At 46.6% G+C, this 16,297-nt stretch carries 6 protein-coding genes; all 6 read left to right on the top strand.

Annotated features, from left to right (window positions below):
• The first annotated feature begins 87 nt into the window (after positions 1 to 87).
• The 6 genes from JI741_RS25650 (at position 88) to JI741_RS25625 (ending at position 16,106) form a co-directional block, all read left to right on the top strand.
• A complete protein-coding gene (locus JI741_RS25650; protein WP_202014409.1) occupies positions 88 to 4,254 on the top strand; it encodes a hybrid sensor histidine kinase/response regulator transcription factor in 4,167 nt (1,388 codons plus the stop codon).
• A gap of 543 nt (positions 4,255 to 4,797) precedes the next feature.
• Positions 4,798 to 8,010 carry a SusC/RagA family TonB-linked outer membrane protein gene (locus JI741_RS25645; RefSeq protein WP_202014407.1) on the top strand — a complete coding sequence of 1,071 codons (3,213 nt, stop codon included), beginning with the start codon at positions 4,798 to 4,800 and terminating at the stop codon, positions 8,008 to 8,010.
• Between the two features lie 13 nt (positions 8,011 to 8,023).
• Complete coding sequence (locus tag JI741_RS25640; RefSeq protein ID WP_202014405.1) at positions 8,024 to 9,598, top strand: RagB/SusD family nutrient uptake outer membrane protein; 1,575 nt, start codon at positions 8,024 to 8,026, stop codon at positions 9,596 to 9,598.
• 82 nt (positions 9,599 to 9,680) lie between these two features.
• Complete coding sequence (locus JI741_RS25635; RefSeq protein WP_202014403.1) at positions 9,681 to 13,007, top strand: VCBS repeat-containing protein; 3,327 nt, start codon at positions 9,681 to 9,683, stop codon at positions 13,005 to 13,007.
• Between the two features lie 121 nt (positions 13,008 to 13,128).
• Positions 13,129 to 15,051, top strand: coding sequence for an alpha/beta hydrolase-fold protein (locus tag JI741_RS25630; protein ID WP_202014751.1), 1,923 nt, complete (start codon positions 13,129 to 13,131; stop codon positions 15,049 to 15,051).
• 101 nt (positions 15,052 to 15,152) lie between these two features.
• Complete coding sequence (locus tag JI741_RS25625) at positions 15,153 to 16,106, top strand: alpha/beta hydrolase (RefSeq protein ID WP_202014401.1); 954 nt, start codon at positions 15,153 to 15,155, stop codon at positions 16,104 to 16,106.
• Positions 16,107 to 16,297: the final 191 nt, after the last annotated feature.

The following is a 16,297-nucleotide window of genomic DNA, read 5'->3' as shown; positions in this document are numbered from 1 at the left end:
TCGATTGAAATCAGTAGAATTGTATATTGTACACGTATTATTTTGTGCCTGGCGTGGTTCATTGATGTAGCCAAAAAGAGTTTTCTAATGGTAAAAAAGAGCAGCAGGGAATTTCAGAAATGCATCTCTTTCATGAAGGTGGTGAGAATCACCATGTCGTTGTTTCTATTGGTGATAACCCTTCTAATCTTTACGCTTTCAGCGTCTGGTCAGGAGCTATCGCCTTCGTTCATCCCCGTTGCTCCAGAGGCATTGTCCAATTCTTCTATCCGGTGTGTCTATAAAGATAGCGAAGGCTACATGTGGTTTGGAACGGAGGATGCGTTGATCCGCTACGATGGCAGCAATGCCTATCGATATGTTCACGACCCGAACGACCGGACTTCTATTGCGAATAGTACGATCAACACCATTTTGGAAGGAGACGACAAACGTCTATGGGTAGGGACGGCGCAGGGGTTGTGCATTTACAATCGCGAATTGAATAATTTCATAACGGTCGATTCCATAAAAGCGAATCACAATTATTTGAACAACAGATATATTACGGATCTCGAATTCGATTCGCAGGGCCGGCTTTGGATCGGCACGCATGAGGGAGGTATCAACATATATGATCCTGCAAGAATGGAGTTCTCCTACCTCGCCGATCCTCCCCGGGAAGGTGTATTGCCGTCGACCAATTTCATAACGGTACTGGTGAACCGCGGCGATACAATATGGTGCGGTAGCAGGGGAGGACTATTGCTATATGATGTGCGAACGGGAAAGCGTCTTCCTCTGGGGGCACTTCAGCGGTTTTCGAATGCTCAGATCAGTACGATCGTGCCGGAAAAGTCGGGCAACATGTTGATCGCAACCACAACGGGACAGATCACCCGTTTGATCTCGGCGGGCGGGCGTTACTCTTTCGAGGAACTCTTGTCACGCGACGCACTGGGTAATAGTCTCAATGCCATCCTTGCCTTAAGTATCGATCACAACGGAAATATCCTGGTGGGTGGTGAGAGTTCGGGTTTTAATCGGATTGACCAGAAGACCAACAAAGTTCATCATTTGCTTGGCGAAGAAGGTGATCCCAAACGCTTGCCCACCAATTCGATTCACTCTATCTATGCTGATGATCTCGGCTTGATCTGGATCGGCACCTTCAGTGATGGCGTATTTGTGCTTGACAATAATCAGAAGAAGTTTTATACAAGAGAAAAGTCATCTGGAAGAAACCCTTTCGAAAATAACGAGGTAAGGAGTTTTGCCGAAGACAGCCATGGAAACATCTGGATAGCCTTCTATGGTCTTGGTCTTGGAAAAATTGATGTTAAGAGTAACAAGTTTGAAGCTGCCGTTCAGATCAATCGCCAATTGACAAATAAGGATGTGACATCGGTGATTTCGGGCAGAGACAATGAATTGTGGCTCGGCACGGCCGGTAAGGGAGTTATCCGGATAAATCCGCAGACCAATCAATTGGTTTATTATTCTCTTCGGTCAAAAGGATTCGGTAATGATCAGGTTCTTTGCCTGTACGAGGACAAGACGGGAACGGTTTGGGCCGGAACGTGGGGAAGCGGGCTTTTCTTCTACGATAGAAAAAATAACAAGTTTGTCAGTGCTACAGAATACAATCAGCCTACGCATATTCCGAACACGGCTTATGTTTCGGATATTGTTGAAGACTCGGAAGGAACATTCTGGGTCGGGACGTTATACGGGTTATATGAGCTGAAGCGGAAATCCGGAAACTCATTTACATACCGGCTACACATTCCGGAAAACCGGGAAGGAAGCATAAAGGGATCGCAGATTCAGGCCATCGTGGAAGATAAGAATAGCCACGATTTATGGATTGGAACAACAGAAGGGTTAAACCTTAAGAAAAAGAACAGCACACAATTTTTGTCCTATGAGATGGCGACGGGAGCGACCGTCAATGCCATCCGGTCTATTCTGACCGACAAACATGGAAATGTCTGGTCAGGCGGCAACATGGGGCTTTCTAAATTTGATACAAAAACAAACACGTTCATAAACTACACACGTGACGATGGATTGAAGTCGAATAATTTCCTGCGCAAGGCGGCACTGCAAACATCATCCGGAAAATTTCTATTTGGAAGCAGCAATGGCTTCGACAGTTTCTTTCCCGACAGCATTCGCACAACATCCGTCTCCGGAAAAGTTGTTTTAGCTGACCTGAAAATCAATAATCAATCGATCAAACCTGGCGCTGCCGATTCGCCGCTGAAAAAACACATCAGCCTGACTTCAAAACTGGAACTGTCCTACGATCAGAGGTCGTTCGTGATCGACTTTGTTGCGCTCGGTTACAGCCCGTCGGCAAACTATACGTACTACTATAAGCTGGAGGGATTTGATAAAGACTGGAATTGCACGAGACTTAGCCATAGTGCCACATACACCAACCTCGATCCGGACACCTATGTGTTTGTCGTCAAGGCCGCAAATCGGGAAGGTGTCTGGCTTGATAAGCCATTGGAACTGGAGATAACCATTCGTCCCGTTTTCTGGAAAACGTGGTGGGCGTTTTGCATCTACATTTCGATTGGATTGTTATTTATTTATGCGCTGATCAAAATCAGGGTGGAGAGATTGAAGATGAGAAACGAGATCACCATTGAGAAACTCAAACGCGAGCAGGAACATGAATTGAGCGAGTCGAAGACACAATTTTTTACAAACATTGCGCACGAGTTCAGAACGCCGTTAAGTTTGGTTTTAATTCCGATCGAAAGTTTAATGGAATCCAACGAAGTTCCGTCTGTGTTTCGGGAAAGGATTTTCACGGCCTATAAGAACGCCGACCGGATGAAGAGACTGGTCAACGAATTTCTGGATTTTAACAAGCTGGAGGTTGGAAATCTTAAATTGAAAGTTCAGCACAGTGAGTTGGTTCAGTTCATCACAGAATCCTGTTCGGCCTTCAATGAAATGGCGACCAAGCGGAGAATACTCTTTTCTGTAAGCTGCGATGAACCCGTCATTATGGGTTGGTTTGACCGTGATAAATTGGAGAGCGTTATCTTTAACATTCTTTCAAATGCGTTCAAATTTACCGCGGATGGCGGTGAGATCAAGTTGCAGATAAAGACTAACCATTCGGTTATTTCCGATGGCACACTTTGTCGATGCATCGAGTTGATGATAGAAGACAACGGCATTGGAATATTGCCGGAGGAACTTCCCCGCATTTTTGAAAAATTCTATCAGGCAAAGTCGTCCGCTAAAATTTCAAGTCCGGGAACGGGAATCGGGCTATCATTGACCAAAGCACTCGTTGAACTTCACCGCGGAACCATCACGGTAGAGAGCACGCCCGATCAGGCAACGATCTTTACCATTTTACTCCCCATCAGCTCGAATGCTTACGAGTTGGATGAGAACGTGGTAGCGCTCCCGGATGTGATCTACAGTAAAGACCACGAAGAAGTGACGAGCTCACCAACTTCGGAGGGAGATCAAGACGGTAGCAACGGTGTTGACAAGCCGGAAATACTGGTTGTGGAAGATAATTTCGAGTTAAGAGCCTACCTCGTTGCCGAGTTGCAAAGGGAATTTTCAGTGCTTGAGGCAAGAGATGGAGAGGAGGGCCTGGAAGTCGCGTTGAGTAAAAACCCGGATCTGATTATCAGCGACATTATGATGCCGAAAAAAGATGGAATCGAGTTTTGCAATACCATTAAGTCCGATTTGAACACCAGTCATATTCCGTTTGTGCTTCTGACCGCCAAAGCAACCATAGAAGACCAGATCAACGGCATAAAGAACGGGGCTGATTTATACTTGACAAAGCCATTCAACATGCGATGCCTGATCGAACACGTTCGCCAGATGATCAACTCCCGGCGAAAGTTGTATGCACGATTCAGTCACGACGTTTATTTGACCCCGGGAAAAGCGACGACGAATTCTTTAGACCAGGCATTTCTTCAAAAAGCGATTGACTACGTCGCCGGTAACTTGCAGGATTCGCAACTCAGCGTCGATTCTATGGCCGCCGTTTTAAACCTGAGCAGGATGCAGGTTTACCGGAAAATCAAAGCGCTGACCGGAAAGTCAATCGTTGAATTCATCAAAATGGTACGAATGAAACAGGCCATCAAACTGATGGATGGACATAAACTCACGTTATCGGAAATTGCTTTCGAAGTGGGATTCAATTCAGCGTCGTATTTCACGCGTTGTTTCAAGGAGGAATACGGCAAGACGCCGTCAGAATATCTCGATCACGCGTAGAGTACAAATCTCTACCGCCAGTTTGTATCGCTGTTTGCGCACACATTGTCGCGTCAGACTTTTTATCGCTTGTTGATTGCGGCCCGGTGATATATCCGGTGAAGCGTAACGCATCACGACGTCTCCTCTCGGCACAACCGAATTCATATTTTTTAAGGTAGGTCCACGCACTCGCTTTCGTGGATAATGCGCTTGCGCAGAAAATCCTCCTTAATCGGCCATTATCGCCTCAAAAACCAGCTCCGTTTCAAAATTTCAAGCGAATGTTCATTTTTTGATACGTATTAGTGGGGCTCAAATCGGACTTTAGCAAACGTGTGCGGTGAATCTTGAAGCCTGCTCCGTAGCGTTCAGCCTGCAACAGGATTCAAATTCCCAATCACACAACAAGAATGTGAAAATTAACCCCAAACCTAAAAGCCAGACGGAAGATCCATGTAGTACGGAATCGAGGACATACTTCCCGGTTCAAAACTCATGCGGTAACAGTTATTGTATGAGCGTTCAGCGAAAATCTATTCTCAATCAACCCCAAAGAAGTTTATGAGTGAAATCTACTCGAAGTTTTTAAGCCTCAGGCGACTGCAATGGCTAAAGTTTAAGCTCTTGCCGTTTTTATCCGCGGCACTAATACTGTGTTATGGTAACATAAACACAGTTGAAGCAAAGTCTTCCTCAGTATTTCAGGAAACGACTGTATCAGGACAGGTAGTTGACGAAGCAAGTGCTCCTATACCGGGCGTAAATATCGTGGTGAAGGGCACCACGAATGGAACGACCACCGACGCCAGCGGTAACTACCGCATTTCCTTGTCAGGCAGCAATGCCACACTGATCTTCAGCTTTATTGGGTATGTTACGCAGGAGGTCACTGTTGGAAACCAGACCTCCATAAACGTTTCCCTGGCAGCAGACGTGGCGACGCTGGCAGAAGTTGTTGTTGTGGGCTACGGTACGCAGACGAAGTCTTCGGTGACGGGTGCGGTTTCTTCAGTCACTTCGAAAGAGATTTCAGCATTGCCTGTTCCCAGCGTTTCGGCGGCCTTGCAAGGACGTGTTCCAGGAGTTTTGGTTACCAATAACGGAGGTCCAGGTTCAAGCGCAATCGTGCGGATACGCGGCATTGGTTCGATCACGCAAAATGCGGATCCTCTCTACGTTGTGGATGGTTTTCCTGCGCCAAACTTCAACCTGAATAGTGTAGACACAAAAGATATTGAGTCGGTCGAAATCTTAAAGGATGCGGCTGCGACGGCAGTCTATGGATCGCGTGCTGCCAATGGTGTCGTTATTATTACCACCAAAAGCGGATCGAAGGATCAGAAAGTTCACGTAGATATCGAAGCCTACACCGGAACGCAAAGTGCCTGGAAGAAACTGGATTTGCTAAAACGCGATCAATACCTGGCCTATGGCACGGCGCTGGCAACCAATGCAGGTGGCACCCCGCCTTCGCGATTCGCAAACATGAATCAGCCCATTTATGCAGGCACATCCCAAACGTTTGCTCAAACCGAAACCGACTGGCAAGATGAGATGTTTCGTGCTGCACCCATTTCACAAGTTCAGGGTTCTGTTTCGGGTTCAACCGAAAAAACGAAAATGTACATGTCGTTCGGCCGGTTCAAACAAGACGGCATCATGTTAGGGACTTCCTTTGACCGATACAACGGAAGACTTAGTGTGGAGACAAAGATCGGCAAACGGTTTACGATTGGCGAGAACTTGCAGGTGACGCAAAGCAACAACCAAAACCAGTTGGAGAGCGGTGGAAGAACGATGGTCATGCACATGCTCCGCTCTGTTCCCTATATCGCGGTCTACAATCCGAATACTCCGGGTGGTTTCAATGGTACTCAATCAGTTGACGGTTCCGACCCTGAAAACCCGGTTCGGTTGGCATTGATGGATATAAGAAAGAATCATAATCTTTACATTCTCAGCAATACATTCCTGCAGGTTAAGATTACGGATGCGCTTAAATACAAGTTCACGTTTGGTGTGAACTCTTCGCAAGACCATGCTTTGCAAAATGATCCGATTTTCAGCGACGGCGGTTATCAGGGCAGAACTACACACAACTTAACAGACAATAGAAACAGCTATTATTCGCTCTATTACTCTAACCAGTTGACGTATGATAAAACGTTTGGTGGCCACGATATAAATGCGGTTGTTGTTGCGGAGAGACAGGATGAGAAGAACAACTTCTTAAATACCAGTGGACGACTAACCACAAATGAGATCAATAATTTGACAGGTGGAACGAACCTGACGGTCGACAATCAAACCTCGGAAATGTTTTTACTTTCCTTCCTGGGTCGTGTGAATTATGCGTTCAAAGAAAAATATCTGTTGAGTGTTTCATTGCGCAGGGATGGTTTTTCAGGATTTGCGCCCGATCACAAATGGGGCAACTTCCCCGGAGCATCGTTGGGCTGGAAGGTGAACGAAGAAAATTTCATGCGTGGTGTGAGCCAGATCAGCGATCTGAAGGTGAGAGCAAGCTACGGCAAGGTTGGCGCAAGACCCACCGATGCATACAGCTACCTTTCATCGACATTAACAAATTCGTTTTATCCGTTTAACAATGTGCTCGCCCAGGGATCATACTATCAAAAACTTCCCAACTTTAAATTTGGATGGGAAGTTTCAACGATGAAAAACATCGGGCTTGATCTGGGATTATTTAGCAACAAGATCACATTTTCGGCCGACTATTTCATAAAGGATACGGATCAGCTGATTTTGGGCACCCTGCCGGCGACTTCATTAGGCCTTGACGAACCTACTGCGTTGAACATCGCAAAAATGAAAAACTCGGGAATTGAATTCACAGCCGGTTACTCCGTGGTAGGAAAGGATTTCACCTTTAACGCTTCCGGAAATGTGTCTATCATTAAAAATGAGATAAAAGCACTGGATGGCGAAAATGCTGCGTACTTCGCGGGAGGCAGCCAGGACTATGGAGCCGGTAATATCACGAGAACTGTGGCAGGATCCAGCATCCAGCAATTCTACCTTTCTGAAACAAATGGCATATTCCAAAATGAGGGCGAGATCGTCAACGGCGAAGGCAAACCAACGCAAGCGGGCTTGGTCCTGCCGCTAAATCCCGATGGCACGGTTGATCTCGCGAAGTGGCAAGATCCGGCCAACTCGGGTAAATATACGCGCCCTGGAGATGTCCGTTTCACCGGTAATATGAAGGAGATGGGAAGCTTCTTACCGAAGTTTACCTACGGATTAAATCTGTCCGCAACATTCAAAGGCTTTGATTTGACGATGTTTATCCAAGGTGTTCAGGGTAACAAAATCTACAATGGCACAAGAGTAATAACGGAGGGCATGCAAAGGTTATTCAATTCGGGCATTGAAGTAACAAATGCCTGGACACCCAGCAATACCAACACCGATGTTCCACGGGCCGTAAGCGGTGATCCAAATTCAAATGCCAGACCTAGCGATCGATTCCTGGAAGACGGTTCATACCTCCGCATAAAGAACCTGAACATTGGTTATACGATACCTTCTTCGCTTTTAAGTTTCACGAACGGAACCATCAAGAAGTTCAGGATTTACTTCACAGCGCAGAATTTGCTGACGGTAACGAAGTATAAAGGCTACGATCCTGAAGTGGGTAATCGAAACATCAACAATTCGGCTGACAACAACCGCTTCCTGGTTAATGGCATAGACTATGGGCAGTTTCCTCAGCCTAGAACGTTCATAGGTGGTGTACAATTAGGATTTTAATCCCTATTAAAATATGAAAAAGGTTTTATTATTGACCATTGTTTTAGTGTCGACAATTATTGTTTCATGTAATGAGACATTGTTAGACACTAAAAATCCGAATGTGATAACGAGTGATGCTTTCTATACTACATTAGATCAGATAGGGACGTCCGTGAATGCGATATATGCGGTGTTTCAAGGCAACCGCCTGGTGGGAAGAGAATACTTCTTTATTCACGATCTCAGATCAGATGAAATGAAAGCTGGCGGCGGGCAATTGGAGGTCCCAAGAGCTCAGTTGTTGAATGGCTCTCACACCTATACAAATTCCGTAAGTTCTGATGTCTATAAAGGTCTGTTCACCATGGTTCATCGGGCGAATGCTGTTATCGTAGGTGGCGGGGCGCTGAAAGTGTCGGCAGCTGATCAACCGTTGTTAGACAGGTACATTGCCGAGGCTAAATTTCTAAGAGGCTTTGCGTACTATACGTTGGGTGCTTTGTGGGGTGGCGTTCCTCTTTACGACCGTTCTGGAGCAGATTTCAGTGATGCCAAGCCAAGGTCAACTCAGGCTGAAACATTCGCGTTTGCCCTTGCAGACGCAAATGCCGCAAGCGCTGTTTTGCCGACCACTTACGGAGCTGCTGACTTGGGACGCGCATCGAAAGGTGCCGCACTCACATTGGCCGGGAAAATCAATCTTTGCATAGGAGACTATGCAGCAGCAAAAACTGCTCTTGAGGCAGTGAAGAACCTGGGTGTTTATAGCCTTGTTGGCAATTACTTTAACAACTTCACCGAGGAAGCAGAATATAACAGCGAGTCGGTCTTTGAAGTTGGATTTTTGGATACAGGCTATGGCTGGGATGCATCAGGTAACGGAACGTCGGCCGACAGTTGGGTTCGTTCCCAGGAATATTCTGCGGTTGGCTGGGCAAACCTGATTCCATCAGACAAGCTGATCGCCGAATATGAAGATGATGATCCGCGACTCACCGACTCTTTCTGGTTCCCGGGAGATAAGTTTGCCAATGGAACCAGGACGTTGGTAACCAGTGGCGGTGATGGCAAGACCATCATCAACATCGCGGGTGACAATAGCACATCGTTCAAAGGAAGCAATGAGAAGATCAGGTGGAAAAAGTATTCCATAATGTACAAGACTGATCCCGGTGGGTTCAACGTAAACGTTGGCATTAACTACAGACTCTGGAGATATGCCGATGTGTTGATGTTGCTTGCGGAGTGCGAGAACGAAGTTGGTACAGCCGCAAATGCTATCGGCTACCTGAACCAGATTAGAAACCGTGCCAGCGTGAGCATGCCAAATTATGGAACAGCTGCTATGGACAATGCCGGATTTCCGGTGTCGAGCAAAGCTGAAATCCTGAAGGCCATTCAGCACGAAAGATTCATAGAGTTGGCAGGAGAAGAGATCAGAAATATTGATATTCTGCGTTGGAGAGCAAATGGAAAGCTTACGGGACCAGACCCGATCAGCTATTTCCAGCCAAACAAATATGAGCTGCTCCCAATTCCTCAAGACGAGTTCAACACGAATGCCAAGTTTACTCCAGCATCTCAAAACCCTGGATATACTAATTAACTTAGGATAGTCCCCATCAAATTTGATAATCCCGGAATGTTCAATTCCGGGATTACTTATTTTGATAAACATGTTCTCATAAATGAAAATCTTCGTACTTACCACGGTTGTCGCGCTTTTATTTTTATTGAATGGATGCAGGCAGGATCGTAAACTTTTTCAATTGGTCGAACAGGATGATTCAGGTATACACTTTTCAAATGTATTGCTGGAGAATGATACATTGAACGCGCTGAAATTTGAATACCTGTATAATGGTGCAGGTTTAGGTGTGGCAGACTTTAACAACGATGGCCTGTCAGATATCTTCTTTGCCGGGAACATCAATAGTTCGGCACTCTATCTCAATAAGGGCAGTTTAACTTTCGAGGATATATCCGATGCTGCCGGAGTAAAGACAAACCGTTGGTGCGCAGGCGTCTCCATCGTTGATATTAACAAGGACGGGCTACTGGACATTTATGTTTCCACAGCGCATCCCAACAAAGACAAAAAAGTGCCCAATATCTTTTTTGTCAACCAAGGCCTGGATGAAAACGGTATTCCTCGGTTTAAAGATTTAGCCGTACCGCTTGGACTTGCTGATTCAAGCTATTCAACGCAGGCGGTTTTTTTTGACTACGACCTGGACAGCGATCTGGATATGTTTCTGCTGACGAATTCCCTTGAGTCTTACCATCGTAACACACCCTTTGGACAGCACACCGATGGAAGTGGCAAAAGTGTTGATAAGCTCTACCGGCAAGATACACATGAAGATGGAACTGTTCACTTTACCGATGTATCGGCAAGCGCGGGAATTCTGGAAGAGGGGTGGGGTCTGGGGGTTGTCGTAAACGATTTTAATCAGGACGGTTGGCCCGACGTCTATTGTGCAAATGATTTTCTGTCGTCAGATCAATTGTACATGAATCAGCACGATGGAACATTCAAAAATGAAATTTCGGCCTGGATGAATCATCAGGAGTTTAATGGGATGGGTACGGATATGGCCGACCTTAACAACGACGCGCTGAATGACTTGGTGGTGGTAGACATGATGCCTGACGATAACCTCAGGCAAAAGACGATGTTCTCCTGGATGGGGTATGAGCGCTTTATGAAGAGTCTGAAATTGAATTATCGCCCTCAGTATATTCGAAATGTGCTGCAGCGCAATAATGGAAATAACACGTTTAGCGACATCGGATATCAAAGCGGAATTTATGCTACCGATTGGAGTTGGTCTCCGCTCATAGCCGATTTTGACAACGATGGCCTTCGCGATATTTTTATCTCCAATGGCTATCTGAAAGATATTACGGACCTCGATTTTGTAACGTACAATCAGGATGTAACCATGTTTGGGACAGATTCTTTAAAGGCGAAAAATGCTGCTAAAGTACTGAAGGAACTTGGCGGGGTGTTTAAACCTGATTTTCTATTTCAGAACAAAGGTGACTTTCAATTTGAAAGCGTGGGAAACTCGTGGGGTCTTTCCGAACCCACCTATTCCAACGGGGCAGCCTACGCAGACTTTGACAATGATGGAGACCTTGACCTGATTCTGAACAACCTTAACGGCGTGGCCCGCTTATACCAGAACACGATTACCGACAATAATCAAGCGGACACAAAATTCCTGCAACTGCAACTGAGAGGAGACAAGGGGAATCCTCAGGGAATCGGCACCAGGATATGGGTGTATGGGGATGGACAACTCAGCTACGGTGAACAACAGCTGCAACGGGGCTATCTCTCCAGCGTTGATCCTGTCATGCATTTTGGTTTAGGATCGAAGGAAGTTGACTCGCTTGTCATCGTGTGGCCTGGTGGCAAAATGCAGGTGATGCGAGATGTAAGTGTCAATACACGCATCACGGCCTTCCACGATCACGCTGTGTTGACCTACCAACCTCCAAAGCCTCTTTCAGCGTGGTTGGAAAAAGAAGAATCGACGATCGCCACGGTAATGCCTGAAGAGGCCTACGCAGACTACAAATTTGGTCAGGCTACGTTACCTCACAAATTCTCTCAACAAGGTCCGCGACTTGCCGTGGGAGATATTAACGGCGACGGTCTTGATGATTTTGTCGTAGGTGGCACCGCTTACCATAGCGCCATGATATATCAACAGCAGGCCGATGGGAAGTTTCATGTCGATTCGCTTGCCGTTAAAACGTCGGAAGATGTTGGCATCTTACTATTTGATGCCGATAAGGATGGCGATCTGGATTTATATTGTGTGAGCGGGAGCAGCGAGTTCGGTAAAGATACATCCAAGTACCAGGACAGGCTATACAAGAACAACGGTAAAGGCAAGTTCCAGTTGGATAAAGAAGCTTTGCCAAAAATAGAAAGCAGTGGAAGTTGTGTGACGACGGCAGACGTAGATCATGATGGCGACCTCGACTTGTTTGTTGGAGGACGTGTTGTGCCAGCTGCATATCCGTCCACGCCCAGGAGTTACCTCCTGCGAAACACCGGCCAAGGGAAATTTGAGGATGTGACGAGTAGCCTGGCGAGTGGGCTGGATTCAGTGGGTATGGTGACCGACGCCTTGTTCACTGATTTTAACAACGATGGATGGCAGGATCTGATCGTCGTTGGTGAGTGGATGCCGGTTACCGTATTTGGCAATGACAAGGGTGTCTTTAAAAAAACTACAGAGCTTAAGACAGGGTGGTGGAGTAGCATAGCAGCAGGTGACTTTGATAACGATGGAGACACCGATTACATCTTGGGGAATCTTGGAAAAAATTCAGTGCTCCGCGCAAGCGAGCAGGAACCGGTGTCGATATACGCAAAAGACTTTGACGCAAATGGCTCGTTGGACCCCTTCATTTCGCGCTATATACAGGGAAAGGAACATCCGGTACACTATCGGGAAACGATGACCGAACAAATTCCGGCATTGCGCCGCATCCTCCGGACGTATTCGAAATACGGAAAGATGGAGATGGGTGAGATACTTAAATACCTGGGCGAACAGGACATGATCGTGAAGCGTGCAACATGTTTTGAGTCATCATACCTGGAGAACCAGGGGAAGGGCAATTTTTCACTGCATGCGCTGCCGCTGAGTATTCAGGTTAGTCCCATGAATAGCATCGCCGTGGGCCACCTCAATGACGATCCTTATCTCGATTTTCTCGCCGTCGGAAATTCGTTTGCCGAGGAAACGTTGTCGGGCTATCTCGACGCCGGAATCGGCGTGTATGCTTTGGGTAATGGTGATGGAACGTTTCAAATTATTCCTCCCAGTCAAAGCGGTTTTTGTGTGATGACGGATGCCAAGGCGATAGAGGAGATAAAAGTTGGCAACAAGCGCAAATGGATCGTCACCTCTAACCAGGCGCCGTTGATTTGGTTCGGCGATGCCAAGCAGGACAGCGTGAAACAATTAGCGTTGTCTCCTCAAAAACATTGAATTAGGCTGGGAGCGATTGAGTTTATAAAGTGTGGACTCAATCGAATTTATGACTTGAATAGAATATGACGAAGGCAATGAATCGCAATTAAACTGAGTATTGAAAACTGATCGTATGAACATGACAAGAAGCATCATTCTAATTTTACTAATCTTCATCCAGATAACTTGTGCATCCGCACAAAGCAGTGAAAAATCTGCACCGGAGGGTTTTGATACTATTCGTAAGGGAATCGCACAAGGGAAGTTGGATACAATTTCTTATCCGTCCAAAACTGTAGGGGTTGCTCGCAGAGCATTGATATACACGCCGCCAGGTTTTACAAAAAGTAAAAAATATCCCGTGCTATATCTGCTTCACGGAATCGGTGGTGATGAGAAAGAGTGGTTGAAAGGCGGTAGCCCGCAGGTGATACTGGATAACCTTTATGCCGACAAAAAACTCGAACCAATGATCGTGGTGATGCCCAACGGCAGGGCTATGAAAGATGATCGCGCCATTGGAAATGTGTTTGACAGCCTTAAAATAAAAGCGTTCTCCGATTTTGAACGTGATCTGATCACCGATCTCATTCCGTTTATCGAAAGAAAATATCCTGTCATTAAGGATCGTGAACACCGTGCCCTTGCGGGCCTGTCGATGGGAGGTGGGCAGTCGCTAAATTTTGGTTTGGGCAACCTCGATAAATTCGCGTGGGTCGGCGGCTTCTCATCTGCACCCAACACAAAGAGACCGGAACTGCTGGTGCCGGATTCCCAGGACGCGAAAGCAAAATTGAAACTGCTTTGGATCTCCTGCGGCGACGCTGATGGCCTGATCGGGTTCAGTAAACGAACGCACGACTATTTATTTACCAAAGATGTGCCACATGTTTTCTACGTTGAGCCGGGTGGACATGATTTTAAAGTGTGGAAGAATGATCTCTACATGTTCTCCCAGCTTCTTTTTAAACCGGTCGATCCCAAAGTCTTCTCGCTAACCGTGCTCGGCTCCCCGGCGTCAACAAATGTCAGGTCAGCAAAATATCCACAGATTCTTCCCGACAATCGCGTGCTGTTCAAAGTCAAAGCGCCCGATGCACAGAAGATGCAGGTTGACCTTGTGCGGAAATATGATATGACAAAGGATACCGAAGGGTTTTGGTCTGTCACGACAGACACGATCAGCGAAGGCATTCATTATTACTCGCTCTTGATCGATGGTGTGGCTGTCGCGGATCCATCCAGTGAAACGTTTTACGGGATGGGTCGAATGGCGGCGGGCATTGAAATTCCGTCGAAGAACGGAGACTACTATGCCTTGAAGGACGTGCCACACGGCGACGTGAGAATGAAGCGATACTATTCCGGCGTCTTTAACGACTGGAGACGTTTCTACATTTATACGCCGGCAGAATACGATGCGAACCCCAATAAAAAATATCCGGTGCTGTACCTTCTGCACGGAGGTGGCGAGGACGAAAGGGGATGGTCTACACAAGGTAAAACGGATCTTATCCTCGACAACCTTATTGCCGATGGCAAAGCAAAGCCAATGCTCGTGGTCATGATGGACGGCAACACAGGAGGCGGCGGCATTGCTTCTTTTGGAGAGCGCTCCTTGCAAACTTTTGAGAATGAGTTAAAGCAGGCCGTGATTCCGTTCGTGGAAAAGAATTATCGGGCACAAAACACACCAGACGGCAGAGCGTTGGCCGGTTTGTCAATGGGGGGATTACAAACCTTATATGCGGGACTAAAGAACCACAGCATGTTTTCCTACCTCGGTGTTTTCAGCTCCGGATGGTTTGCCAACAATCCGACACTTTCAGAACCACAATATACATTCATGAAAAATAATGTGGCAGCGATCAACAACGACATAAAACATTTTTGGGTGGCGATGGGAGCTAAAGAAGATATCGCCTACGAGAATTGTAAAATCATGCTCAAGAAATTTGATGAGATGGGAATCAAGTATCAATACAGCGAATACCCTGGAGGGCATACCTGGCCCGTATGGAGAAATAACCTTTACAAGTTCGCGCCATTGCTTTTCCAATAGACCTGCTTGTGAATATGAACGAAGGTTCTTTCAATGAAAGAATCTAAAATCAAAGAATACGATGATCAATAAATTATAACCACTTATAAAACAAGACTACGATGCTGAAATCTTTAACCAAACTGGTAAAAATCTTCGTGCTCGCCATGTTACTTTTTGACGTGACCCTGGCAACAGCGCAAGACGGAACAATCTATCCACTCGCAAACCCTGCGGAACCGAATGCCATCCCGCTTGGCACTGGCGGTGTGGAAGCGCAACCTGCTCCTGAAACCTGGTTCAGGCAGTGGGGCGATCCGATGGCACGCAATATTTCAAAGGCGACGCTTACACCATTCTTGCCCAAGCCAGGTAAGGCAAATGGCGCAGCGGTAATTGTGGCGCCCGGCGGAGGTTTCCGATGGTTGTCTTTGGGGAATGAAGGATGGGAAGTTGCGCAAGCGCTTGCCGATCAGGGCATCGCTGCCTTTGTACTTAAATATCGTCTCTTTCCTACGCCAGAGTCACTCGATGGTTTCAAGGAGTCAATGAACAGAACTTTCGCAGCGGCAACACCTCCCGCTGATGGTAAGAAAGATACACCTCCGCCAAGTCCACCTCGCATGGACCTGTCCAACCAACTTGCAGATGCGGAAGCTGCTTATACAATGATTGTGACGCGAGCAAAGGAATGGGGCGTTGATACAAGTCGGATGGGCATGATTGGCTTCTCCGCCGGTGCCGGTCTCACGATGCACTCCACACTTCACTCAAAAGTCATGCAACTCGACTTCATTGGTCCAATATATGGCGGCATGGGTCCGGTCGAGGTACCGAAGAACGCTCCGCCAATGTTTAACGTGATCGCCACGGACGATTTTCTGTTTCGCGGCCAGTTCGGTGTGATCGAGTCGTGGTTTAAAGCAGGCAAGCCTGTAGAGTTTCATCTTTATCAAAATGGTGGCCACGGCTTCGGTCTGGGCAATCCCAATCGAACCAGCAACAAATGGTTCGACGCCTTCATGCACTGGCTTGACGTTAACGGGTTCCTGGTTGCAAAGACCGCAAAGAAATGAGAGGGATTCGTTTCGATTTGATGAACGAAAAAAGAAATTATGTATGACAGCGGTCTCACAGCCGAGATCGTTGATCAGAACAAAAGAAGAACCCTTAGTTTGGGATTTGGTTAAAAGGATCGTGAGTACATTTTTACCCGATGGCTCACGTCCTTTTTTGTGTTGCTATTGTTCAATGTGAATTTAAAAAA

The organism is Chryseolinea lacunae (assembly GCF_016735595.1).
GTDB classification, from domain to species: domain Bacteria; phylum Bacteroidota; class Bacteroidia; order Cytophagales; family Cyclobacteriaceae; genus Chryseolinea; species Chryseolinea lacunae.
The sequence above is the reverse complement of the archived record's forward strand: the minus strand, read 5'-3'. Positions and strand labels throughout refer to the sequence as shown.